This window comes from Pseudoalteromonas sp. 11L1 (assembly GCF_055397545.1).
This window is the reverse complement of sequence record NZ_AP041141.1, coordinates 517,354-539,784: the sequence shown is the minus strand read 5'-3', so window position 1 is coordinate 539,784 and position 22,431 is coordinate 517,354. Positions and strand designations below refer to the sequence as shown.

Annotated in this window: 19 protein-coding genes and 1 riboswitch; of the genes, 11 read left to right on the top strand and 8 right to left on the bottom strand. The window is 42.1% G+C overall.

Translation table 11 applies throughout. From position 1 onward, the window contains the following. Window positions 1–166 precede the first annotated feature (166 nt). The 4 genes from ACZ5WS_RS02485 to dapA are packed head-to-tail and all read right to left on the bottom strand — an operon-like array spanning window position 167 to window position 4,139. Complete coding sequence (locus ACZ5WS_RS02485) at window positions 167–1,288, bottom strand: succinylglutamate desuccinylase/aspartoacylase family protein (protein WP_464710494.1); 1,122 nt, start codon at window positions 1,286–1,288, stop codon at window positions 167–169. A 5-nt stretch (window positions 1,289–1,293) separates the two neighbouring features. After that, window positions 1,294–2,499 (bottom strand): PLP-dependent decarboxylase, encoded by a 1,206-nt coding sequence (locus ACZ5WS_RS02480; protein WP_464710492.1) that lies wholly within the window; start codon window positions 2,497–2,499, stop codon window positions 1,294–1,296. After that, window positions 2,499–3,239, bottom strand: coding sequence for a 2,3,4,5-tetrahydropyridine-2,6-dicarboxylate N-succinyltransferase (locus ACZ5WS_RS02475; protein ID WP_464710491.1), 741 nt, complete (start codon window positions 3,237–3,239; stop codon window positions 2,499–2,501). The genes ACZ5WS_RS02480 and ACZ5WS_RS02475 overlap by 1 nt, the downstream gene beginning before the upstream one ends. A gap of 15 nt (window positions 3,240–3,254) precedes the next feature. Further along, window positions 3,255–4,139: a 4-hydroxy-tetrahydrodipicolinate synthase gene (gene dapA, locus ACZ5WS_RS02470; RefSeq protein ID WP_178954618.1), complete on the bottom strand. Its 885-nt coding sequence runs from the start codon at window positions 4,137–4,139 to the stop codon at window positions 3,255–3,257. 127 nt (window positions 4,140–4,266) lie between these two features. Next, a riboswitch (Lysine riboswitch) is annotated at window positions 4,267–4,446 on the bottom strand. A 187-nt stretch (window positions 4,447–4,633) separates the two neighbouring features. Here dapA and ACZ5WS_RS02465 point away from each other — a divergent pair. From ACZ5WS_RS02465 to ACZ5WS_RS02440, 6 genes are all read left to right on the top strand, one after another. After that, entirely contained in the window at window positions 4,634–5,332 is a 699-nt protein-coding gene (locus ACZ5WS_RS02465; RefSeq protein ID WP_178954620.1) for a DNA-3-methyladenine glycosylase I, read from the top strand. An 8-nt stretch (window positions 5,333–5,340) separates the two neighbouring features. Then, complete coding sequence (locus ACZ5WS_RS02460; protein WP_464710488.1) at window positions 5,341–6,750, top strand: protein adenylyltransferase SelO; 1,410 nt, start codon at window positions 5,341–5,343, stop codon at window positions 6,748–6,750. A gap of 321 nt (window positions 6,751–7,071) precedes the next feature. Next, window positions 7,072–8,133, top strand: a complete 1,062-nt coding sequence (locus tag ACZ5WS_RS02455; protein WP_138606695.1) for an OmpA family protein — start codon at window positions 7,072–7,074, stop codon at window positions 8,131–8,133. A gap of 252 nt (window positions 8,134–8,385) precedes the next feature. After that, window positions 8,386–10,983 carry a bifunctional aconitate hydratase 2/2-methylisocitrate dehydratase gene (gene acnB, locus ACZ5WS_RS02450; protein ID WP_464710485.1) on the top strand — a complete coding sequence of 866 codons (2,598 nt, stop codon included), beginning with the start codon at window positions 8,386–8,388 and terminating at the stop codon, window positions 10,981–10,983. 199 nt (window positions 10,984–11,182) lie between these two features. Beyond that, window positions 11,183–11,815 (top strand): 2OG-Fe dioxygenase family protein, encoded by a 633-nt coding sequence (locus ACZ5WS_RS02445; protein WP_464710483.1) that lies wholly within the window; start codon window positions 11,183–11,185, stop codon window positions 11,813–11,815. A 10-nt stretch (window positions 11,816–11,825) separates the two neighbouring features. Continuing rightward, window positions 11,826–13,061 (top strand): cysteine desulfurase-like protein, encoded by a 1,236-nt coding sequence (locus ACZ5WS_RS02440; protein ID WP_464710480.1) that lies wholly within the window; start codon window positions 11,826–11,828, stop codon window positions 13,059–13,061. 71 nt (window positions 13,062–13,132) lie between these two features. Here ACZ5WS_RS02440 and ACZ5WS_RS02435 read toward each other — a convergent pair whose 3' ends face one another. Next, window positions 13,133–13,837, bottom strand: coding sequence for a 2OG-Fe(II) oxygenase (locus ACZ5WS_RS02435; protein WP_138606689.1), 705 nt, complete (start codon window positions 13,835–13,837; stop codon window positions 13,133–13,135). Between the two features lie 30 nt (window positions 13,838–13,867). Between ACZ5WS_RS02435 and ACZ5WS_RS02430 the strand changes: the two genes are divergently transcribed. Beyond that, a complete protein-coding gene (locus ACZ5WS_RS02430) occupies window positions 13,868–14,266 on the top strand; it encodes an acyl-CoA thioesterase (RefSeq protein WP_055012471.1) in 399 nt (132 codons plus the stop codon). A gap of 7 nt (window positions 14,267–14,273) precedes the next feature. Here ACZ5WS_RS02430 and glpD read toward each other — a convergent pair whose 3' ends face one another. The 3 genes from glpD to ACZ5WS_RS02415 all read right to left on the bottom strand — a co-directional run bounded on the left by glpD (window position 14,274) and on the right by ACZ5WS_RS02415 (window position 17,707). After that, complete coding sequence (glpD, locus tag ACZ5WS_RS02425; RefSeq protein WP_464710474.1) at window positions 14,274–15,776, bottom strand: glycerol-3-phosphate dehydrogenase; 1,503 nt, start codon at window positions 15,774–15,776, stop codon at window positions 14,274–14,276. Window positions 15,777–15,790: 14 nt separating this feature from the next. Further along, on the bottom strand, window positions 15,791–17,296 hold the full coding sequence (glpK, locus tag ACZ5WS_RS02420; protein ID WP_464710473.1) for a glycerol kinase GlpK: 1,506 nt from the start codon (window positions 17,294–17,296) through the stop codon (window positions 15,791–15,793). 168 nt (window positions 17,297–17,464) lie between these two features. After that, window positions 17,465–17,707, bottom strand: coding sequence for a YdcH family protein (locus tag ACZ5WS_RS02415; RefSeq protein WP_054202764.1), 243 nt, complete (start codon window positions 17,705–17,707; stop codon window positions 17,465–17,467). Window positions 17,708–17,956: 249 nt separating this feature from the next. Between ACZ5WS_RS02415 and ACZ5WS_RS02410 the strand changes: the two genes are divergently transcribed. From ACZ5WS_RS02410 to astA, 4 genes are all read left to right on the top strand, one after another. Beyond that, window positions 17,957–18,538: an anthranilate synthase component II gene (locus ACZ5WS_RS02410; RefSeq protein ID WP_109875692.1), complete on the top strand. Its 582-nt coding sequence runs from the start codon at window positions 17,957–17,959 to the stop codon at window positions 18,536–18,538. Between the two features lie 47 nt (window positions 18,539–18,585). Next, a complete protein-coding gene (locus ACZ5WS_RS02405; RefSeq protein WP_464710470.1) occupies window positions 18,586–19,746 on the top strand; it encodes an HDOD domain-containing protein in 1,161 nt (386 codons plus the stop codon). 370 nt (window positions 19,747–20,116) lie between these two features. Continuing rightward, complete coding sequence (locus ACZ5WS_RS02400) at window positions 20,117–21,322, top strand: aspartate aminotransferase family protein (protein ID WP_464710466.1); 1,206 nt, start codon at window positions 20,117–20,119, stop codon at window positions 21,320–21,322. A gap of 84 nt (window positions 21,323–21,406) precedes the next feature. Then, window positions 21,407–22,423 (top strand): arginine N-succinyltransferase, encoded by a 1,017-nt coding sequence (gene astA / locus ACZ5WS_RS02395; protein ID WP_055012478.1) that lies wholly within the window; start codon window positions 21,407–21,409, stop codon window positions 22,421–22,423. Window positions 22,424–22,431 lie beyond the last annotated feature (8 nt).

Below are 22,431 nucleotides of genomic sequence, written 5' to 3'. Positions count from 1 at the left end.
GAGGGAAGTAACAGATTTGTTGTGATTATAACGCATTTTTAACACGTATACGGTGAATTTGTCCTGAACTTTAATAAAGCAAAAAGAAAAGCGACCTAAGTCGCTTTTACTGGATAACTAGCTAATAGCTCGCTAGTTAGACTCTCACGCAATGAGAAGGGGTGAGCTAAAGCTCAAAAACGTTTGTAAAAAACTTATAAAGTTCAGTTCCTTGGTTCACACTAGCTGAGGCAAAATGCAATATCGCAATTGCATCAAGATCAAAGATTAATGTTTGCAGTGGTTGTTCGCTTAGGTAGCGTTCCATTCGCAGTATTTTAGCTATAGGTTCGCCCGCTTTAATGTGCCCACCAAGAGGGGCTAAGTATTCAACCATGCCACCCATAGGTGCATAGTAAGCAATATAATCATTTAGTTGGCAGCCATACCTTGTCATCACCTTTGGCTTGTAGGAGGCATCAACAAATACTTGCTTATGATTTAAATAACTTAAAATACTATTGGCATCGTCTAGTGCCGCGCTTAAACCTATTTTTTCTTGGCTTCCCAGCTCTACCGTAAAGGCTTCAACTTGTACGTTAAAATTTCGGCCTTGCTGAGCAAGTTGCTCGCTAAGTTGCCACCATGGACAAAAGCTCGCTTCATCCATTGCCCCATCAAAGTCATTAGGGATCACTAGCACATGGGGAATATTAAAGTAACGGGCACTTTCTGTGGCATATTCAGGACAATATAAGTGCTGACTAGAAATAGGGCCAGTGTGTAAATCTAAAACAATATCAGCCTGATGCGCTAGTCTTTGTAAGTTTAGCGCTATGCGTTTACCGGTTGTTAAACGATAGTCTGGGCCATTAAGTTGCTGCTCAACATCATTAATTAACGCGGTTTTAAATGCTGTTTTTAGAGCTGTATCGTCAGCGTCGCAGTATTGCTTTGCAAACTGTGATGCAAGCTGATTATTACAGTGATACATACGATTCCAATTAGTCCCCGTAATAGGATCGAATCGGCCAAGCGTAAATTCGCCCGATTTTTGATTACAGCCAATGGGGTTAGCGTAGGGGACTAAGGTAATGTCACCTTTTAAATTAAGGTTTTTTAGCTGTTCAAGTAGCTGATAAATAACCGCGTTACCTTGTACTTCGGCACCATGCATATTAGCTTGTATATACACACTTGGGCCTGTGCCATCGCCCTTTAAACGATAGACAGGAATAGTCAGTGGTAGGCCATTTGCCACTTCACCAACTACAATATTTTCCTGGCTTATAGCTGTGGTGTTATTCATTTTTATTACCTCAAGTAGTGGCTTGCATCTTCTGCTTGGCGAATACAGTTGATTTCGCCATGGTGTATAACATATTCACCGGCCAGTTCATGGCACAAAAAGTACGGCATACTTTCGGTAAAACCATAAGCACCGCATTGACTAAACACCAGCCAGTCATGTTCATTTAAATCGCTCGGTAATTGATGCTCCCCTAAGCAGTCTAGTGCTGTACATAAAGGTCCGTATAGGCTCATTGCTTGGTTTGCTGCGTTTGAATCTCGTAATAAACGCGCAGGAAAGTCTTGATTAGTAACCGCAGGGCGCAATAAGTGATTAATACCGCCGCTCATAATTACCTGCTGTTGGCCGTAGTTTAATTTGCGCTCAACCACAGGTGTGGCGTAGTGGCCGCATTCGCCAACCGCGTAACGGCCAAGCTCCATCCAAAGCTCCTTAACACCTGCATCGCGTTTAATCTTTGCAAGGGCTGCTATTAATGCATCCCAGCTTAAAGTCGGGTCATTAAGGGTGTAAGGAATACCTAAACCGCCACCTAAATCTAAAATATTCAGGTTTATATTTAAATGCTCAGCAAGTTGCCTCAACGGCGTAATCATTTGCGACCACAGATCTGCAAGTTTGTCGCTGCTGAGCATGTTACCCCACTGAAAAATATGTAGGCCATCAAAGCTCAATGCTGTGTAGGCTTTAGTATTGAGCGATTGCCATTCATCGCACCCTAAGCCAAATGGAGTAAGGCTATCACCACCAAGTGGGTTTTTATCACCCTCGGGCCAGCGTAATTGAACACGCAGTAATACTTGCAACTGGCACTGCTGGGCATCGGCTTGTTCGTTTAACCAACGCACCTGATTAAGACTTTCTGCCACAAATATGCGTACACCGCGCTCAATAAAGTGTTTAATTTGGCTTGGGCTTTTAGCAGGGCCCGTGTTGAGCACGCGCTCGCTGTTAATTCCTTGGGCAAGTACTTGCTCAAGTTCGCCTTTACTGGCGACATCAAAGTTAAAACCTGAGTTATCTAAACTTTGTATCACTTTAGATAGGGGATTGGCTTTAACCGCATACCAAAGCTTTACTTCGGTTTGCGCCACTAAGTGCGCAAGATGCGCATCTAGTGAGTCAAGGTCGTAGACAAAAAATGGAGTATCGAGTTTACTCGAAAGCTCATCAATAGCGCTTTTAACGGGCGTGCTCAAAAAGGTCATTAACGTAAAACCTCTTCAAGCAATAATGACGCGTCACTTTGCTCGTCCCGGTATTTAACAATTAAGGCACACGACATACTCAAGCCTTGATCACGGGCCCAGTCATTTGACGCAGGGCGAGAGCCTGGGATCACAATCGCGTATTCAGGGATTGCTTCGCCTTTATCAAGCTGACGCTCATTAACGCAGTCATAAACAGGGATGGTTGCAGATAAGCGAACACCAGGGGCAAGTACCGCGCCTTTTTTAACTACCACGCCTTCAACAATCACACAGCCTGCACCGATAAATGCATCGTCTTCTATGACCACAGGGCTTGCGCCAATGGGCTCAAGTACCCCGCCTAATTGTACCGCGGCGCTCAAATGAACATTTTTACCCACTTGCGCACATGAGCCAACCAATGCATGGCTATCTACCATAGTGCCCTCGTCAATGAAGGCGCCAATATTTACGTACGCAGGTGGCATAATAATAGTGCCATTGGCAACATGTGCACCACGGCGTACGCTTGAACCACCTGGCACCATGCGAACGCCTGCTGTGGCTTCAAAGCATTGCGGCGCTAGATTATGTTTATCAACAAAGCCACCAGGAAACTCCATGTTAGTGCCGTTTTTAAATGCCTCTAAAATGCCTTGCTTTACTTCTACGTTAGCGTGCCATTGGCCGTTTTCGTCTTGTGTTGCTGCGCGAACCGCGCCCGTTTCTAAATTATTTAATAGTTCTAACCAGCTCATTATAAAAACCTGTATTTAATGCCAAGATAAAATGGTGTTGTTTGCCGATGAAATGTCATCTGTATGTGTCAGCTCAAGGTGTGTTAAAGGTGGACGTAAATGCGGACTGCTAATACGCCCTTGTAAATGCATTAACACTTTGACTGGGATAGGGTTTGCTACTGAAAATAAGCTATTGATAGCGCTAGACCACTGGACAAAAAGATTAGGGTGTTGGCCGCTTAAACTGCGCTTTACAAACTCATGGGTTTGCACTGGCCATGCATTGGCTGCAACCGACACTAAACCTTTTGCACCTGCTTGGGCAAAATAAGGCATGAGGGCATCGTCACCACTAAAAATGGCTAATTCAGGCGCTGCTTGTCGATAGGCTTCAAATTGAGAAATACAGCCACTGGCTTCTTTGAGTGCCCATAAATTTTTATGTTGTTTGAGGTTTTCAATGGTTGCAATGGGAATGCTAACCGCACTACGTCCTGGTACGTTATAAAGCATACAAGGATGAGAACTGGCATTGAGCAGGCTTTCAAACCAATGGGTTTGCCCCACTGCACCGGGTTTGGCGTACAAAGGCGAGCCAAGTAAAAAACCATGAATAGGCAGTTGGTTGCAGTAGTTAACCCATTCAAGCTGCTGCTTTAAGTTACTACCACCGACTGCGACCATAAGCGGGACGCTCGGCTCTAATTGGCAGACATGCTCTACGATGGCTTGCTGCTCTTTTAGGGTCAGGGCTAACCCTTCGCCAGTGCTACCAAGTAATAAAATGCCGTTGTTAGCGGCTTCTTGTTCGGCCACCAAGGTGTCTAAGGTTGCGTAATCAACTAGGCCATTTTGATCAAATGGGGTGATCAGCGCAGTCCATAAATGGAAATTGTTAATATTGAAGTTGTTGATCATCTCTCACGAACTTATAGGGCATTCGTCGAGTTATTGGCGGGTATTTAGGGTGCCTGACTCTTTGAATGTATTTATAATTCGAAGAGCGAATGGGCTTAAATAATAGGGCGCACGGCCTTATTATACTAAGACCAGAAGCTCTCCACCAAATATGTTATTGGTGACAGTCGCTAGGATTCAACCTAGTCGCCCGAAGTAACCTTTCACAAAAAAGTGTTACCTCTCGGCGTTAATTCCCCTCACGTATGCTCAATGGAGTTTGCGCTCCTAACATACGCTACCTGAATAACGCACCTCTTCCAGCCCTTTGCACTTGCTATTGAAAAATCAATCAGCAAATACAATGTAATAGGGTAAGTGTGGCGATTAAACCACTTTAGCCGTCTAGGTGTCAAGTGACTAAATACAGAATAGTTCATCGATAATAGCAACGGTTACGTATTGGCTGCTTTTCTCGTAAACTAGTTTCATGGTCGAAGTAAGGTATTAAGCAGATGGAAAAATTTAGCGATATTTATAAGCGTGCAGTGGAGCGAAAGGGCTCTGAAAAAATGCTTAAATTGTTACTCTCAAAACCTTTATCAACAAAGCAACTCGTCACATTAAGTGATGATGATTGGCTAGAAGAATTTACTCGGAAAGTTTTTCAAAGTGGTTTTTATTGGTCGGTGATCAACAGTAAGTGGGCCGGATTTAGAGAGGTTTTCTGGGATTTCAGTGTTGAAAAATTATTGATGATGCCACCAGACATTTTAGAACAAAAAGCCAGTGACGAACGGATTGTGCGCAATTATAAAAAAGTAAAAACCATTACTGATAATGCGTATATGATCCACGAAGTTGCAGAGCAACACGGCAGCTTTAGTGAGTTTATTGCTAACTGGCCAAGTGAAGATATTATTGGCTTGTGGGCGTATTTAAAAAAGCATGGTGCGAGGCTGGGTGGTAATACCGGCCCTTATGCGCTGCGCGCCTTAGGAAAAGATACTTTTTTACTTTCAAGAGACGTAGAAAGCTATTTGCGTGCACATAAAATTATAGATGGTGGATTGCAAACTAAAAAGTCACTAAGTGCGGCGCAGGCATTCTTTAATGAACTGCAGCAGCAAAGCGGCTTAAGCATGCAAGAGCTAAGCTTAATTGTCGCTTATGGTGTCGGCGACAATCGCGTAGGTATCAGCCAAAAACAATAGGATTAAACATGAAATTAGTGCCAAGGTATACCGACATTGGTGAGGGGTTTGCAATTAGCGATCATCCAGCCAAGGTGACAGCGCCACAGTTATTGTTATGGAATGAGCCCTTAGCCGAACAATTTAATATACAAGTGAATGCCGATTCTCGGGCAAATATATTCAGTGGAAATGAACCTCAAGCAGTTTCTGCAGTTGCATTAGGGTATTCGGGTCATCAGTTTGGTCATTTTTCTCCACGCTTAGGAGACGGCCGAGCGCATTTACTTGGCGCGATTAGTGATGATAAAAACCAGCTTTGGGATGTGCAATTAAAAGGCGCTGGCGCTACGCCATTCTCGCGTGGTGGAGATGGGCGCTGTGCATTAGGTCCCGCCATTCGCGAGTACGTAATGAGCGAAGCAATGCATGCGCTTGGCATTCCAACAACGCGTTGTTTAGCCGTGGTTGGTAGTGGTGAAACTGTTTATCGTAACCCACCTCAACCTGGCGCTATTGTAACGCGACTCGCGAGTAGCCATATTCGAGTAGGCTCGTTTCAATATTTAGCTACCCAAGGCGATTTGACCAGTCTAAAAAACTTAGCCGATTTAGCCATTCAAAGACATTACCCTGAAATTAACAGCACTGGCGCCCAGCGATACTTGGATTTTCTAGCCGCAGTGATAACCAATCAAGTTAACTTAATCGTAAGTTGGATGAGGGTGGGGTTTATTCATGGGGTAATGAATACCGACAACACCTTAATTAGTGGTGAAACCATAGATTACGGTCCATGTGCCATGATGAACCAGTTTGATTTTGATACCGTGTTTAGCTCTATTGATAAGCAAGGGCGTTACGCATTTGGTAATCAGCCAAACATGGCGAGTTGGAACTGTGCTCGCTTAGCAGAGAGTCTAATGGCACTAATAAGTGACGACGATGAGCAAGCCGTAGCAATGCTGACACCTATCATTGCAGATTTTTCGACCCAATTTAATCAGCAATTTAGCGCTATGTGGGCACAAAAGTTAGGGCTAACAATAGCTGATGCTAAAGATAATGAGCTGGTGGGAGAGTTGCTAGGGTTATTAAAAGAATACCAGCTTGATTATACCAATACTTTTAATGCGTTAACTGAGTCGTTAAATGGGCAAGCTGAAATACCATCAGTACTCGCCTCTTGGGCGCAGAAATGGCAAACACGAACTAATGAGCACAGCTATCAAGTGATGCGACAAGCCAATCCGGGTGTGATTCCTCGTAATCATATTATTGAAGAGATTATTTCTCAGTACACTACGCATGGGGATAGTGAGCTACTCAGTCGTTTTAGCAAAGTGATGTCGAGCCCTTACACAAGCAATATGCAAGCTACAGAGTTTCAACAGCCGCCCGAAGATGATAAGAATTATCGTACTTTTTGTGGTACTTAAGTGCTGGTTTTTGCATTTGAAAATGAATATAAAAGGTCATTTTTTACCACGGCGATGTTCATTCATAGAGCAAACTATGAGCGGGTGATACCATGATACCTATAAAGGCCAGTGATCGTATGGGGTTTAAAGCGATTGTTTGCTTTTTGAACTAGTCTTTGTTCAGTAACATTTTTTATGGGCTAGTTTTATTATCCTAGATATTGGAAAAATATATTTGCGTTAAGTATTGATTAACAAAGGCTCAGTTACTGTATAGGTAAGTTAGAAGGGCTAGCAATGCTTAGCTACATTTTTAGTTGTTAAAATGGGAAGAAAACAATGAAATTGAAATCACTTACAATTGCCATTGCGTTAGCTGCAACTAGCGCATCAACTTTTGCTGCCGAACAAGAAGGTTTTTACATCGGTGCGTTCGGTGACTACTACGATGCTTCGTGGAAAAACATGCGTGATCAAGCTGGCCTTGACGTTAATGAGTCAACAGGTTGGGGTGCTGAATTAGGTTACCGCTTTAATGATTACTGGAGCGCGCGTTTAGAATACGCAGACCTAGACTTCAATGCACATGATAAAGTACTTAACAACCGCAACGATATTGACGGCGAACGTTACGGTATTGATGCGCTTTACCACTTTGGCGGCGGTCCTTTTTACGGTTTATTCGGTTTGAAAGATATTGATGTTGTTGATGACAACACGTTTGTAAATGCAGGTGTAGGTTACCGACACTTTGTTACAGACAACTTCTTTGTAAATGCTGAAACCAGTGTTTACCAAGGTTTAGATAAAGGCTACACAGATGTTGGCGCAAAGTTAGGTATTAACTACTTCTTTGGCCAGAAATCAGCACCAGTAGCACCAGTTGAGCCTGCTCCTGAGCCTGTAGTTGAAGCTGCAGTAGTTGCTCCTCTAGATAGTGACAACGACGGCGTGATTGATGCTAATGACAAATGCGCCAACACACCAGTAACAGATGCAGTTGATAGTGACGGGTGCACTTTATACGAAGAGTCTAAAGTAACTACTAAGCTATTAGTCACTTTCCCACATGACTCAGCCATTGTTAAACAAAGATATTTTGATGATATAGCTGCGGTATCAAAATTCATGAAAGAGTATACAGATACAACTGTACTACTTGAGGGTCATGCTTCAGCAGTGGGTGATGCTGGCTACAATAAAAAGCTTTCTCAAAAGCGTGCCGACGATGTTGCCGATGAGTTAGTAAAAGATGGTATTTCAAGAGAGCGTATCAGTACAATAGGTTATGGTGAGGAGCGTCTTGTAAATAAAGCGAATACGGCAGAAGCACACGCAGAAAATCGCCGTGTTGAAGCGCATATATCAACCGTTGAGCGCGTAAAAGTTAAACGTAAATAGTACTACTACTTTACAAATAACCCAGCTTAGGCTGGGTTTTTTTATGGCTGTTAATAAGTATTCATGAAAGTTGATTTTATGAAATCCACTATTCATATTATTAATAATCGGTATAACTAGCTGCCTAAGTGGATGGATTTTAATCTATGCATAAAAGCTTTATAATCGAGCGTTAGAATACTATAAGTATTGGGTTATGGTTTGTTTTATAAACACTTCCGAATACTTTCACGTCACCAAGAGGGCAATACTGTGCTACAAGAATATCGTAAACACGTAGAAGAACGTGCCGCGTTAGGTATCGTACCAGCGCCATTAGATGCTCAGCAAACGGCTGATCTTATTGAGCTAATTAAAACCCCACCTGCAGGTGAAGAAGAGTTCGTACTAGAACTACTAATCAATCGTGTACCGCCGGGTGTTGATGATGCAGCCTATATTAAAGCTGGTTTTTTAGCGGCTGTTGCTAAAGGTGAAGCCGTTTCTCCACTTATCTCTAAAGAAAAAGCAGCTGAATTGCTAGGTACTATGCTTGGTGGCTACAATATCGCGCCAATGGTTGACCTACTTGATGACGAAGCGTTAGCGCCAATCGTAGTTAAGGGTCTTTCAAACACATTATTAATGTTTGATGCGTTTTACGATGTAGAAGAAAAAGCAAAAGCAGGTAATACATACGCCAAACAAATCATTGAGTCTTGGGCTGCCGCAGAATGGTTTACTAATAAGCCAGCTGTTGCTGAAAAGATCTCGGTTACTGTATTTAAAGTCACTGGTGAGACAAACACTGATGACTTATCGCCAGCCCCAGATGCATGGTCACGTCCTGATATTCCACTTCACGCACTAGCGATGCTTAAAACAGAACGTGATGGCATTAACCCTGATAAAAACGGTGAAGTAGGTCCAGTTACCCAGCTCGAAGAATTAAAAACTAAAGGCTTACCACTTGCTTACGTAGGTGATGTTGTTGGTACGGGATCTTCACGTAAATCAGCAACTAACTCTGTGCTTTGGTTTATGGGTGCTGATATCCCATTTGTACCAAATAAGCGCGTAGGTGGTGTCTGTTTAGGTAATAAGATTGCGCCTATTTTCTTTAATACAATGGAAGACTCGGGTGCATTACCAATCGAATTAAATGTTGATGAATTCAACATGGGTGACCAAATCGACATTTACCCTTATGAAGGGGTTGTTAAACGTCACGGTACTGATGACGTGATCTCTACGTTCACACTTAAATCAGACGTCATTCTTGATGAGGTTCGTGCTGGTGGTCGTATTCCACTGATCATTGGTCGCGGTCTTACAGACAAAGCACGTACATCACTGGGTTTAGGTGCAACTGACGTATTTAAAGTACCAGCAGTTACTGAAGTGTCAGATAAAGGCTTTACGCTTGCGCAAAAAATGGTGGGTAAAGCATGTAATGTTGCCGGTATTCGCCCAGGCCAATACTGTGAACCAAAAATGACTACGGTTGGCTCGCAAGATACCACCGGTCCTATGACACGTGATGAGCTTAAAGACTTAGCCTGTTTAGGCTTCTCTGCAGATTTAACCATGCAGTCTTTCTGTCATACATCGGCTTACCCTAAACCAATTGACGTAAATACGCATCATACACTTCCTGATTTCATCATGAACCGTGGCGGTGTATCGCTTCGTCCTGGTGATGGTGTAATTCACTCATGGTTGAACCGTATGTTATTACCAGACACCGTAGGTACCGGTGGTGATTCACATACTCGTTTCCCATTAGGTATTTCATTCCCAGCGGGTTCAGGTGCGGTCGCATTTGCAGCAGCAACAGGTGTTATGCCACTTGATATGCCTGAATCGATTTTGGTTCGTTTTAAAGGTGAAATGCAGCCTGGTATCACGTTGCGTGACCTCGTTCATGCCATCCCTTACTACGGTATTAAAGAAGGGCTATTAACGGTTGAGAAGAAAGGTAAAATCAACGAGTTCTCTGGTCGTATACTAGAAATTGAAGGAGTTGAGCACTTAACTGTTGAGCAAGCATTTGAACTATCAGATGCATCAGCAGAGCGCTCAGCAGCAGGTTGTACTGTTAAGCTTTCTAAAGAGTCGATCAGCGAATACCTTGAGTCTAACATTGTTATGCTTAAGTGGATGATTTCTGAGGGTTACGGCGATGTTCGTACGATTGAGCGCCGCATTACAGCAATGCAAGAATGGCTAGCTAACCCAGAACTAATGGAAGCGGACAAAGATGCAGAGTACAAGCATGTGCTTGAAATCGACTTAGCTGACATTAAAGAGCCAGTACTGTGTGCGCCAAATGACCCTGATGATGCGCGTTTACTATCTGACGTAACAGGCGAGAAAATTGATGAGGTATTCATCGGTTCTTGTATGACTAACATTGGTCACTTCCGCGCCGCGGGTAAATTACTCGATGGTTTTACAGGTCGTATCCCAACACAGCTTTGGGTTGCACCACCAACGAAGATGGACAAAGACCAGCTTACGGACGAAGGTTACTACGGTATCTTTGGTCGTGTTGGAGCACGTATTGAAACGCCTGGGTGTTCACTGTGTATGGGTAACCAAGCACGTGTTGCAGATAAAGCAACTGTTGTGTCTACCTCAACACGTAATTTCCCTAACCGTTTAGGTACAGGCGCAAATGTGTTCTTAGCTTCAGCAGAGCTGGCAGCAGTAGCGGCAATTTTAGGTAAATTACCTACTCCGGCTGAGTACCAAGAATATGCAGCGAAAATCAATGCAACGGCAGCAGATACCTACCGTTACTTGAACTTCCACCGTATGCCTCAGTACACTAAAAAAGCAGACAACGTAATTATTCAGCAAGCTGTATAATTAATAGAGTTTGAATGAAAAGCCCGCTTCGGCGGGTTTTTTATCGTTTAAATTTAATTTGGATTATTCATGCTTTAATAATCTTATATTGAATTAAATTTAATTATTATTTGCTTTTGAGTTGGATAATAAAGCAAAAAATCCTCGCTATATGCATTAAAATCCCTGCCAATATTATCATTATTATAAGCAGGATTTTATGACCGCATTAAACAACCAGAATTTACTGCAACTTCGTTTTATTAACCAAGCCAACATTGATTTGGTTAAGCCTTCTTTTGATAACTTACCTGCAAACCCATATGCAGATGGTGCGTTTCGCAAACGCCGTTATTCAGTAGTTAAACTACAAAATGATGAGCTCAACCTTCAAGCGACTAAAGCGTTTGTGCAAGACGATTCAATTAATACCTTTCAAGGTAATGTTGAACGTACTTACGAAAATTTAGAGCAAAGCTTGCTTGAGTCTGAGGGTATGAAAAATATTGTTAGCGAATTTTGTGCGATTACCGGTATTGATGTAGATCGTGATATTGAAATTCACCAATTTAGAATGCTTGCGATTGATAGCGACACGCCAGCAGCCCCTGAAGGTGTGCATCAAGACGGGTTTGACCATGTATGCGTATGTGGTGTTTCTCATGAAAATTTAGAAGGCGGTGAGCTATTGGTTTATGAAAACCAACAAGCAGAACCGTGTTTTAAAATGGAAATAAAAGACGGCATGTTTGCACTAATTAATGATCGTCAGGTATGGCATAACGCCACGCCAATGAACAAAATTGATGCCAATAAACCAGGTTACCTGGATTGTTTTGTACTAACTGCTTAAGAGAAATAAAATGAATTTAATGCAATTGCGCGCGCAATTTCCCGCTTTAATGCAAACGGTTGATGGCAAGTCCCCGGTGTTTTTAGATGGACCAGGTGGCTCACAAGTACCACAACCGGTACTCAGTGCCATGACTGCTTATTTAGGGCATTATAATTCAAACTTGGGCGGTGCGTTTTTCTCAAGTGACAAAACGGTTGAACTGATGGCTAATGCGCGTCAAGCGGCGGCTGATTTGTTAAATGCCCCTAGTGCACAAAATATTGTATTTGGCCCTAATATGACCAGCCTTACGTTTAGCTTCAGCCGCGCGATTTCACGCAGTTGGCAAGCAGGCGATGAAATTATTGTGACCAATGCAGATCATTTTTCAAATGTATCGTCTTGGCAGCAAGCCGCTGAAGATAAAGGTGCAGTGGTTAACACAGCGCTAATTAACGAAGCCGATTGCAGTTTAGATATGGCGCATTTTGAAAGCTTATTAAACGCTAACACTAAATTAGTTGCCGTTACGTATGCCTCAAATACCACTGGCTCTATTAACAATATTAAACGCATTATAGAGCTTGCGCACAATGTCGGTGCATTGGTGTATGTTGATGCTGTGCATTATGCCCCTCATGAACTAATCGATGTGCAAGCATTAGATTGTGACTTTTTAGCGTGTTCTGCATATAAGTTTTTTGGTCCGCACTTAGGTATGGTATACGGTAAAGCTTCGCACTTAGAAGGGTTTACACCTTATAAAGTAGAGCCAGCGAAAGATATTGCTCCTGGTCGTTGGGAAACTGGTACCCAAAGTTTTGAAGCACTAGCGGGCTTTATTGCGGCGGTTGATTACATTGCGGCAATTAGCGAACTTGATGACAGTCACTCACGCCGAGAAAAACTGCGTGTTGCGTTTGAAAAAACGAAACAACACGAGATGGCGCTTAGTGAATACTTTTTAACACGCCTGGTTAATTACCCGCGTATTAAATTGTTTGGTATTGATGACTTAGCTCGCTTAAGTGAGCGTACCCCTACGTTTGCACTGACCTTTGAAGGGTTAGAGCCTCGCCAAGTGTCTGAATTTTTGGGCAAACAGCATGTATGTGTATGGGATGGTAATTTTTACGCCCAAGGTTTATGCAAACAACTGGGTGTGCTTGATAAGGGCGGCGTAGTACGCATTGGTTGCATGCACTACAACACTCTAGAAGAAATGGACACGCTATTTAATTTGTTTGATGAGCTACTAGGTTAATCTCTTATTTATTCAATACTTTTTAAAGCCATAAGTAAAAATTACTTATGGCTTTTTTATTGGCTGATTACCTAGCTTTGTGGCGTTCCATATATTTGCTCTGCTCGATTAAACAAAACCCATGAGGTTAAAATATACTTATCATTTGATACTGGCTTATTGCCTCTATGTGTATGCGTGAAATATCCTGGAGCAACCACCATGCTGCCTTTTTTAGGGGTTATTTTACGATTTTGATAATAAAACTCGGTTTCTCCGCCTTCTTCAACATCATTTAAATAAAACATAAATAACAATACCCGGTGCAGGGCTTCATTATGTTGTAACTGCGGATACACCTCACTATGCCAATACGGATAGCCCCCTTTATTGACCTCATATTTTTGTGCTTGAATATTACCGAGCCTAAAAATTTGCTGCACCAATAAAGGAAGTTGTGGTTTACCTACTTCGTCATAATTGGCATGAGTCAAATCTACCGGCTGGCCTGTTTTTGGGTGATACACTTTTAAGCCAAATGCCCCAATCATCATAAAAATATGTTCTTCAATGTATTTAAAAACATACTGTGCAGTGGTTTGTTGAATATGTTTTAATTGTTCTGCGTATTCAGGATGATTGTTTAAGTGCAGGTCGTGGCTATCTTTTTTATTAAGATCAACGCCGCCCGATGTCATCCCTTGTTTAATATGCGGGCTTTGAGAAAAGGTAGTGATAAAGTTATCACAAAAGTCACTGCTGAGCGCGTTGTCATACACGCGGATAAAGTCCGTCATGAGTTACCTGTTTAATTATTATGGATTATTATGTTTACTGAAAAAGTGATGCCGCGCTTTAGCGAAACGGATGCACTCGGACACATCAACAATACCGTACTCCCAGTTTGGTTTGAAGCAGCCCGAGTACCTATTTTTAAATTTTTTACCCCTGATCTTAATCCTCACAATTGGAAGTTAATTATTGCTAAGGTTGAAGTGTCGTTTGTCGGCGAGCTATTTTATGCTCATGAGGTGACAATTAACACCAGCATAGAGCAGATTGGTAATAGCTCATTTGTGATCCGCCAAGAAGCCTGGCAGCAAGATAAGTGCTGTGCAATTGGTAAAACTGTCATGGTGCGATACGACTTTGCCAGCAAAACAAAGCAAACGCTTTCGGCTGATGAAAAAGCCGCATTAACACAGCACCTTGTTGCAACGAGTTAATCGCAGTTTAGTTGTGGCAAGCAGGATGTTTAGTTAAATATTGCGCCAGAGCAATGACTTGTTTTTCAGTAAAGCGTAGTCCGAGCTTAGTTCTGCGCCACAATATATCTGCGCTGCTTTTTGCCCATTCATGGTTTACTAAGTAATCAACTTCTTTTGCATATAAGCCATGGCCAAAGTGATAACCTAAATCGCCGATTGCTTGGCTTTTACCCAATAATTGATAGCTAAGCGTGCCATAGCTGCGAGCCATACGTTTTAATGTGTCGATTGGCAGCCAAGAATAGCTGCTTTCTAACTGTGCGATAAGGTATGCTTGGTTACTAAAGTCGCCACCTGGTAAAGGAGTGTCTTTCGTCCACGAGCGACTCAATTTTGGGTAAAGAGGCGCTAATTTATTAACGGCATTTTCTGCAAGCTTTCTATAGGTGGTAATTTTACCACCAAATACGCTTAATAATGGGGCGTGATCAGCTTCATTATTTAATATCAGTTTGTAATCGCGGGTGACCGCTTGAGCATCTGTTGATTTGTCATCTAACAGCGGGCGCACGCCACTAAACGTGTGCACAATATCCGCTTTGCTTATTGGCTTTTTAAAGTAATGATTAGTAATACTGATCAGGTATTCGATTTCTTGCTCACTAATTTTTACATCAGCAATATCGCCGGAATAATCTTCATCAGTGGTGCCAATTAGTGAGTAATCTTGCTCATAAGGAATAACAAATACAATACGGTTATCCTCGTTTTGTAAAATATAGGCAACCGGCTGGCTATGAACTCGAGGCACCACAATGTGACTGCCTTTTACAAGGCGAACAGTATGTGGTGTGGGCTGGGTAAATACATCTTCAAATAATGACGCGACCCAAGGGCCTGCAGCATTTACAACACTTTTAGCCTTAATATTTAGGTGTTGCTTGCTAGCTTGCTGCTCTAAAATTACATCCCAATAGTTTGCGTTACGGGTGGCTTTAATACAGCGCGTGCGTGTTGCAATGGTGGCGCCCAAGTTATGCGCTGCTTGTGCGTTTAAAATCACTAAGCGCGCGTCATCAACCCAGCCGTCTGCGTATTCAAAGCCTTGGGTGATGCTGCTTTTAAGTACGCTATCGCTGTTAAACTCAATCGCCTTTGAAGGGGGTAAAGTATTACGCCAGGCTAGATGGTCATAAATAAATAACCCCATGCGAATCATCCATGGCGAACGCAAATGTGCTTGGTGCGGCAGTCGAAAAGACAGTGGCCACATAATATGCGGTGCTTTTTTTAACAGTACTTCACGCTCACGCAAGGCCTCTCTTACCAATCTAAATTGATAATTCTCTAAATAGCGAAGCCCGCCATGAATAAGTTTGCTGCTATTAGAAGAGGTAGCAGAGGCTAAATCGTTCTGCTCACATAAGAGTACTTTTAAGCCACGACCACTAGCATCGGCTGCAATGCCAGCGCCGTTAATACCACCGCCAATAATGAGTAAGTCATATTCGTTGTCGTGTGCGCTCATAGATTTCCCTGTGTTTAGTCACTCTCGTCGTCAGTACTATTAGAAAGTCTAACTTGTGCAATGCAATGTAGCCACTTTGCGTATAAATCGTTGCGCTCTTCACTGCTCATGGTTGGTTCAAAGCGACGATCGCTTTTCCACATGTTGGCAAGCTGCGCAGTTGATTCATACACCCCAGTTTGCAGCCCTGCTAAGTAGGCAACCCCCAATGAAGTGGTTTCGGTTAAGGTTGGGCGTTCAACGCTTGCGCCTAAAATGTTAGCTAAAAATGCCATGGCCCAATTATTGTTTGCCATGCCGCCATCAACCCTTAAAATACTGGGGCGAAGTCCGTCACCCTCCATGGCTTTTTGTAAATCTTTGGTTTGATAACCCACCGACTGCAAGGCCGCAGCCACAATAGTGCTAATGCCTGAGTCTCGAGTTAGGCCTAAAATAGCGCCTCTTGCATTTGCATCCCAATAGGGCGCCCCTAAGCCGGTAAACGAGGGGACTAAAAACACCCCATGATCTAAGGGAACATCTTTGACAAGGGCTTCACTTTCACCTGCGTTTTCTAATAGCTTTAGGCCTTCTACAATCCACTGCATGGTGGCACCCGCCATAAAAATACTGCCTTCAATCGCATAGGTTGGTTTGCCGTTGAGCCGATATGCAAGAGTGGTTAATAAACGATTACTTGATTTTAGTGCTTTATCGCCAGTGTTAAGCATTAAAAAACAGCCCGTGCCGTAGGTGCTTTTTGCCATACCTTCTTCAAAACATGCTTGACCAATTAAAGCCGCTTGCTGATCGCCTGCAATACCACAAATAGGAACTTCACTACCGAACAACTCGCTGCTTGTTACCCCAAAATCAGCCGCTGAGTCCATTACCTCAGGTAACATAGCCAGTGGAATATCAAATAAAGCCAGTAATTCTTCATCCCAGCATTGTTGATGAATATTAAACAGTAAAGTTCGTGAGGCATTAGTGGCATCGGTTTTGTGCACTTTACCGTCGGTTAATTGCCACAATAAGTAGGTATCTACCGTGCCAAATGCTAGTTCATCTGCGTGTGCTTGCTCTTTAGCGCCGGTGACGTTATCTAAAATCCAACGAACTTTGGTTGCAGAAAAATAAGGGTCGAGTACTAAACCGGTTTTATCATTCACCATTTTTGTATGCCCAGCATGGCGTAAACTATCGCAATATTCACTAGTGCGTCGGTCTTGCCATACAATCGCGTTATATATAGGTTGCCCAGTTTTTTTATTCCACACTAAAGTAGTTTCTCGCTGATTAGCAATGCCGATGGCAATTATGTCGGCGGCAGTTACTTGTTGCTGCGCTAAGAGGTTTTTGACGCTGGTTAATACAGTTTGCCAAATATCTACAGGGTCGTGTTCAACCCAACCATTTTTTACAAAATGCTGAGGGAAGGTTTGTTGAGCACTCCCTATCACCTGTGCATCTTTGCTATATAAAATAGCCCGAGAGCTTGTCGTTCCTTGATCAATCGAGAGTAAGTATTTAGCCATAAAAAATAACGTTGTTTAATTTAGATAAAGGTAGCTTGTCTTTAAGCTAAACGAATAGCAATGTTTTTGCACCATAATGGTTAAAATTATAGATTCGCAGAGGGTAGGAGAGGGAAATGATAATTAAATTTTGGCGCCTATTATTTAATAGACGCCAAGCAATAGTGATTAATTAGTACTCGTTAATTGTTGATGTAACCAATCTTTTAATACCATTCTGTCGTGCTTTAGCTGCTGCATAGCTTCGTCATCGATAGGTGAGTCTTGTAGTTCAAGTACCCGAATTTCTTTATCGATTTCATTGTATTGTTTTGCTTTAGTAGCAAAGTTTTCATCATTTGCATTGAGTTTTGCAATTGTTTGCGTGTAATCAGGAAAGTCTTTAGTTAATGAATGGTCTTCGCCTAACATAGGTTACTCCTTGTTTATACGTATTTAATGCGCTTTTGGATAATGCAGGTCACTTTACTGATAGACAGTTTGTAACTACTGAATTACTCATATAATAGAGCTTGGGCTGATTTAAAATAAATCAACCATTGCTGATTGTAAGCGAGCTATTTGTATTTGCTGGGCTGCAAAACACTGACACCTGCAAAGCCTTCAGTTAGAATATGCCTGCAATAACCATCCGCCTAATTACTTTGAGTACTTTAATACATGCTTTTAATGATCGATAACTACGACTCGTTTACCTACAATTTGGTACAGTATTTTCAACGATTAGATCAAGAAGTGGTGGTAAAACGTAACGACCAAATAACGCTGAGCGAAATTAAACAGTTAAACCCCGATCATATTGTGATTTCTCCAGGCCCTAAAAGCCCAAGTGAAGCGGGAGTATCGTTATCTGTTGTAGAGCAATTTAAAGGAACTTATCCTATATTAGGTATTTGTTTGGGGCACCAAACCATTGCTCAGGTGCTAGGTGGTAAGGTGGTGCGCGCTAAACAGGTTATGCATGGAAAAACATCGCCAATTTATCATCAGCATCAAGGTATGTTTAAAGGTTTACCCAACCCGCTGACAGTGTGCCGCTACCATTCTTTAATTGTTGAAGCACACTCATTGCCTAAAGAACTAGAAGTAACAGCATGGACACAAAGTAAAACTGGGCTGCGTGATGAAATTATGGGATTGTTGCATAACGAGCTCGCACTTGAAGGCGTGCAGTTTCACCCTGAAGCAATTTTGACCGAGCAAGGCTTAGCCTTACTTGATAACTTTTTAACGCGCTTCTAGGCTTATACCTGTAAGCTATTTTCCTTTTTTGCCTTAAGATAGAGTTTATGACCGATACATTGCAGCAACAGCGAATTGTTAACGTGCTACACCAACGAGCGCATGATTTGCTACTGGGTCATAGTTTTGCTAATCAGCAAATAGGCTTTATTCATACCTTAGACCTTAATGATGGTAAACCCGTTAAAAAGCGCACTTTATTAGAAGTGGAAGTGGCCGCGCAGCAAAAGCGTCAACAAAAAAGTACTTCACATCAAAAGTTACAGGCAAAAACCAGTCAAAAATTACATACGGTTATTGAAACCGTGATGGCCAAACGTCTTGAAGACATAGATTTAGTCATCAAAGACACTGTTGGTATAGATGATAATGTGCCCGCGATACTTGATATTCTTGCAACACGCGCGGCATCGGTCGGTCGTTTAGAGCCGCTAATTAACGATTTAAACTGGCTTGGACGAGAGCTGATTACCTTAGTTAATTTACCTTTTTATCGTAAGCAACGCAGTAAAGGCACCTCAGTCAAAGTAGATACCCCAGCGTTAGCATTACGTTATTTAGGCTTAGATAACTTACAATTGGTAGTGCCTACTTTTGCGGTGCGCCATTGGATGCCAAATAGCACAGTACCATTTCCACTATTAAAGCGCAGGTTAAAAGATAGCACTATGTCATGTGCTATTGCGGCACAAACGCTTGCTCAGCTTAATGGATTAAACCCCATGCATGCATTTACCCTAGGCATGTTATTGAATGTGGGGCAAATTGCCTTAGTGCGCTTATACTTAAAAGTGTTTGATCAAGTATGGCAACGCAAAATACAGCGGGCTCGTGAAGAAGGTGACAAAAACCTACACACCGCGTTGTTGGAGCTTAAACCTGACCCGCTATTTTTAACGACATTGCTGAATGAAAAATCACTGCTTGTTAGCGCCAAGGTGATTGAAACCATGTCATTTAAATACTTACCCTTTAACACTGTAATGCAGCAGTTAGTAAATGGGATAGAAAAAGGCGATAGTTTATTGCCATTATCGCAAGTAATTTTAAAGGCGCGTTGTTACTCTCAGTACTTAAACTTAAAAGAGCACCAGCTTATTGAAGACGATGAATTACAAAGCTGGTTTAGCTATTATAAGTTTACAAAAAAAGAGTTAGAGGCCTTACAAGCAAGTAATTTTACTAATTTGGCACTCCAAATCGATTAAATCTGTTAATTTTTTTGCGACTATTCATTCACTTTAATTCTACTTATTCATGTGCAGTTGGTTTATAAGCGCTATGCTTTTTTCGTTGTAGAGGCGCTCACTAAGGTAAATGTACTTCATTACTAGCTCTCAAATAGTTATTCACTATCTATGAAATAATATCTTAAGCCCTTTATTTTAAAGGGGTACATGAAAGTTTTTGAAGAGACATAAGCCTAAATTTCTGAAATAATGAGCGCCTGAAAATTGAACCACAACGTAGTTTCAGGCAAATATACAGCTATTATTTTTTGCCGACACATTTGGTTATTCACAATAATCACACCCCTATTCTACTGCTTTGTGATGCACACAATTAAGAGGAAATAAAATGACAGTCAATCGCGAATTATTTGATCACGTAATGGTTCCTAACTACGCACCTTCAAGCGTAATTCCAGTTCGAGGCGAAGGCTCTCGTGTATGGGATCAACAAGGACGAGAGTTTATCGACTTTGCTGGTGGTATTGCCGTTAACTGTCTTGGCCATTGCCATCCTGCATTAGTGGGTGCATTAAAAGAGCAGGGCGAAAAAATTTGGCATTTATCAAATGTAATGACCAATGAGCCAGCACTTCGCTTAGCTAAAAAAATGGTTGATGCGACTTTTGCAGAAAAAGTTTACTTTGCAAACTCAGGCGCAGAAGCAAACGAAGCGGCACTTAAATTAGCGCGTCGTTTTGCGCTTGATAAATTTGGCGCAGAGAAGTCGCAAATTATCGCCTTTAATAAAGGTTTCCACGGTCGTACTTTCTTCACGGTTACTGTCGGCGGTCAAGCGGCTTACTCTGACGGTTTTGGTCCTAAGCCAGGCGACATTGTTCATTGTGACTACAATGACCTTGCCGCATTTGAAGCGTTGATTAGCGATAACACCTGTGCAGTAATGATGGAGCCAATTCAAGGCGAAGGCGGTATTATCTCACCAACTGACGAATTTGCTCAAGGCGTTCGTGATTTATGTACTAAGCACAATGCATTGCTTATTTTTGATGAAGTGCAATCAGGTGTTGGTCGTACGGGTGAGCTATATGCATACCAAGGCTTAAACGTAGTACCTGACATTTTAACTTCAGCAAAAGCACTGGGTGGCGGTTTTCCAATTGGCGCTATGCTAACAACCACTGAGATTGCACAGCATCTTAAAGTAGGTACTCATGGTTCTACTTACGGCGGTAACCCACTAGCCTGTGCAGTTGCAGAAGCCGCATTTGATACAGTGAACAAGCCAGAAGTATTAGCGGGCGTTAAAGCAAAAGCGGCGTTATTTACCGAGCTACTTAATGCGATTAACGAAAAGTACCATGTATTTAGTGAAATTCGTGGCCAAGGTTTATTAATCGGTGCCGTAGTTAATGAGCAGTACAAAGGGCGCGCTAAAGAGTTTTTAGTTGCAGGTACTGAGCATGGCTTAATGTCACTTGTAGCGGGTGCTGATGTGGTTCGTTTCACTCCATCTTTAGTAATCCCAGAAGCTGATATTCGCGAAGGTATGGCACGCTTTGAAAAAGCTGTAGCCCACGTTGTAAACGCGTAATCGCTAATTCAACTTCTCTAAGGGCAAACATTGTTTGCCCTGCAGTTCCTATTTACCGTTATATATAAGGGAGTAAGCGGATTCATGATGATCCTTCGCCCAATCCAAAAAAGTGATTATGCAGCTTTAGTAACCATTGCCGACGAGTCGGGACATGGCTTTACTTCTTTACCTAATAATGAAGAGTTATTACAAAAGAAGATTGCACATTCAGTTAATTCATTTACAAAAACCACGTCACAACCTGGTGATGAAGGGTACTTATTTGTTCTTGAAGATACTGAAACTGGTGAAGTAGTTGGTACTTCAGGTATTGAAGCGGCAGTTGGCTTAGATGACGCATTTTATCACTATCATTTGAGTAAAGTGATTCACTCTTCGCGCACGCTAGATGTATATAAAGCGGTAGATATTCTCACCCTTTGTAATGACTACACTGGGGCTACAGAGCTGTGTACGCTGTTTTTAAAAGACGGTTATCGTAAAAATTGTAACGGTAAGCTGCTTTCAAAAGCACGCTTTATGTTTATAAAACAGCACCAGCAACGCTTTGCACAAACCGTTATCGCAGAAATGCGTGGCGTATCTGACGAAAACGGCAGTAGCCCGTTTTGGCAGTGGCTTGAAGAGCACTTTTTCTCAATGGATTTTCCAACCGCAGATTATCTGACGGGAATTGGCCAAAAAGTGTTTATTGCTGAGTTAATGCCTAAATACCCAATTTACGTCAACTTATTGAGTAAAGAAGCGCAAGCGGTTATTGGTCAAGTACACGATAATACGCGCCCAGCTATTCAGTTATTAAAAAGTGAAGGCTTTACTTTTAATGGTTACGTCGACATTTTTGATGCAGGCCCAACCGTTGAAGCAAAAGTAGATAACATTGCTACTGTACGTAATGCACAAAACTTTAGTGTTGAAATTGGCGAAATGACAGGTGATACCATGGTATTGCTAGCCAATGATAAGCTTGAAGACTTTAGAGCAACCGTTGTTCCTATGGCATTTGATTCACGTTCAAACAGCCTTGTGCTTACGCAAGAACTTGCTGATGCATTACATTTAAAATCGGGCGACTTTGTTACTGCTACCCCAGTTTAATTTAGGAG

What these genes read in the sequence shown, in the direction of transcription:
- ACZ5WS_RS02460 (WP_464710488.1), top strand. Translation starts at nt 5,341, where the DNA reads ATGAAATTAGTGCCAAGGTATACCGACATTGGTGAGGGGTTTGCAATT.
- ACZ5WS_RS02445 (WP_464710483.1), top strand. Translation starts at nt 11,183, where the DNA reads ATGACCGCATTAAACAACCAGAATTTACTGCAACTTCGTTTTATTAAC.
- ACZ5WS_RS02440 (WP_464710480.1), top strand. Translation starts at nt 11,826, where the DNA reads ATGAATTTAATGCAATTGCGCGCGCAATTTCCCGCTTTAATGCAAACG.
- ACZ5WS_RS02480 (WP_464710492.1), bottom strand. Translation starts at nt 2,499, where the DNA reads ATGACCTTTTTGAGCACGCCCGTTAAAAGCGCTATTGATGAGCTTTCG.
- ACZ5WS_RS02400 (WP_464710466.1), top strand. Translation starts at nt 20,117, where the DNA reads ATGACAGTCAATCGCGAATTATTTGATCACGTAATGGTTCCTAACTAC.
- ACZ5WS_RS02485 (WP_464710494.1), bottom strand. Translation starts at nt 1,288, where the DNA reads ATGAATAACACCACAGCTATAAGCCAGGAAAATATTGTAGTTGGTGAA.
- ACZ5WS_RS02435 (WP_138606689.1), bottom strand. Translation starts at nt 13,837, where the DNA reads ATGACGGACTTTATCCGCGTGTATGACAACGCGCTCAGCAGTGACTTT.
- ACZ5WS_RS02415 (WP_054202764.1), bottom strand. Translation starts at nt 17,707, where the DNA reads ATGTTAGGCGAAGACCATTCATTAACTAAAGACTTTCCTGATTACACG.
- ACZ5WS_RS02405 (WP_464710470.1), top strand. Translation starts at nt 18,586, where the DNA reads ATGACCGATACATTGCAGCAACAGCGAATTGTTAACGTGCTACACCAA.
- ACZ5WS_RS02430 (WP_055012471.1), top strand. Translation starts at nt 13,868, where the DNA reads ATGTTTACTGAAAAAGTGATGCCGCGCTTTAGCGAAACGGATGCACTC.
- ACZ5WS_RS02410 (WP_109875692.1), top strand. Translation starts at nt 17,957, where the DNA reads ATGCTTTTAATGATCGATAACTACGACTCGTTTACCTACAATTTGGTA.
- glpK (WP_464710473.1), bottom strand. Translation starts at nt 17,296, where the DNA reads ATGGCTAAATACTTACTCTCGATTGATCAAGGAACGACAAGCTCTCGG.
- ACZ5WS_RS02465 (WP_178954620.1), top strand. Translation starts at nt 4,634, where the DNA reads ATGGAAAAATTTAGCGATATTTATAAGCGTGCAGTGGAGCGAAAGGGC.
- glpD (WP_464710474.1), bottom strand. Translation starts at nt 15,776, where the DNA reads ATGAGCGCACACGACAACGAATATGACTTACTCATTATTGGCGGTGGT.
- dapA (WP_178954618.1), bottom strand. Translation starts at nt 4,139, where the DNA reads ATGATCAACAACTTCAATATTAACAATTTCCATTTATGGACTGCGCTG.
- astA (WP_055012478.1), top strand. Translation starts at nt 21,407, where the DNA reads ATGATGATCCTTCGCCCAATCCAAAAAAGTGATTATGCAGCTTTAGTA.
- ACZ5WS_RS02475 (WP_464710491.1), bottom strand. Translation starts at nt 3,239, where the DNA reads ATGAGCTGGTTAGAACTATTAAATAATTTAGAAACGGGCGCGGTTCGC.
- ACZ5WS_RS02455 (WP_138606695.1), top strand. Translation starts at nt 7,072, where the DNA reads ATGAAATTGAAATCACTTACAATTGCCATTGCGTTAGCTGCAACTAGC.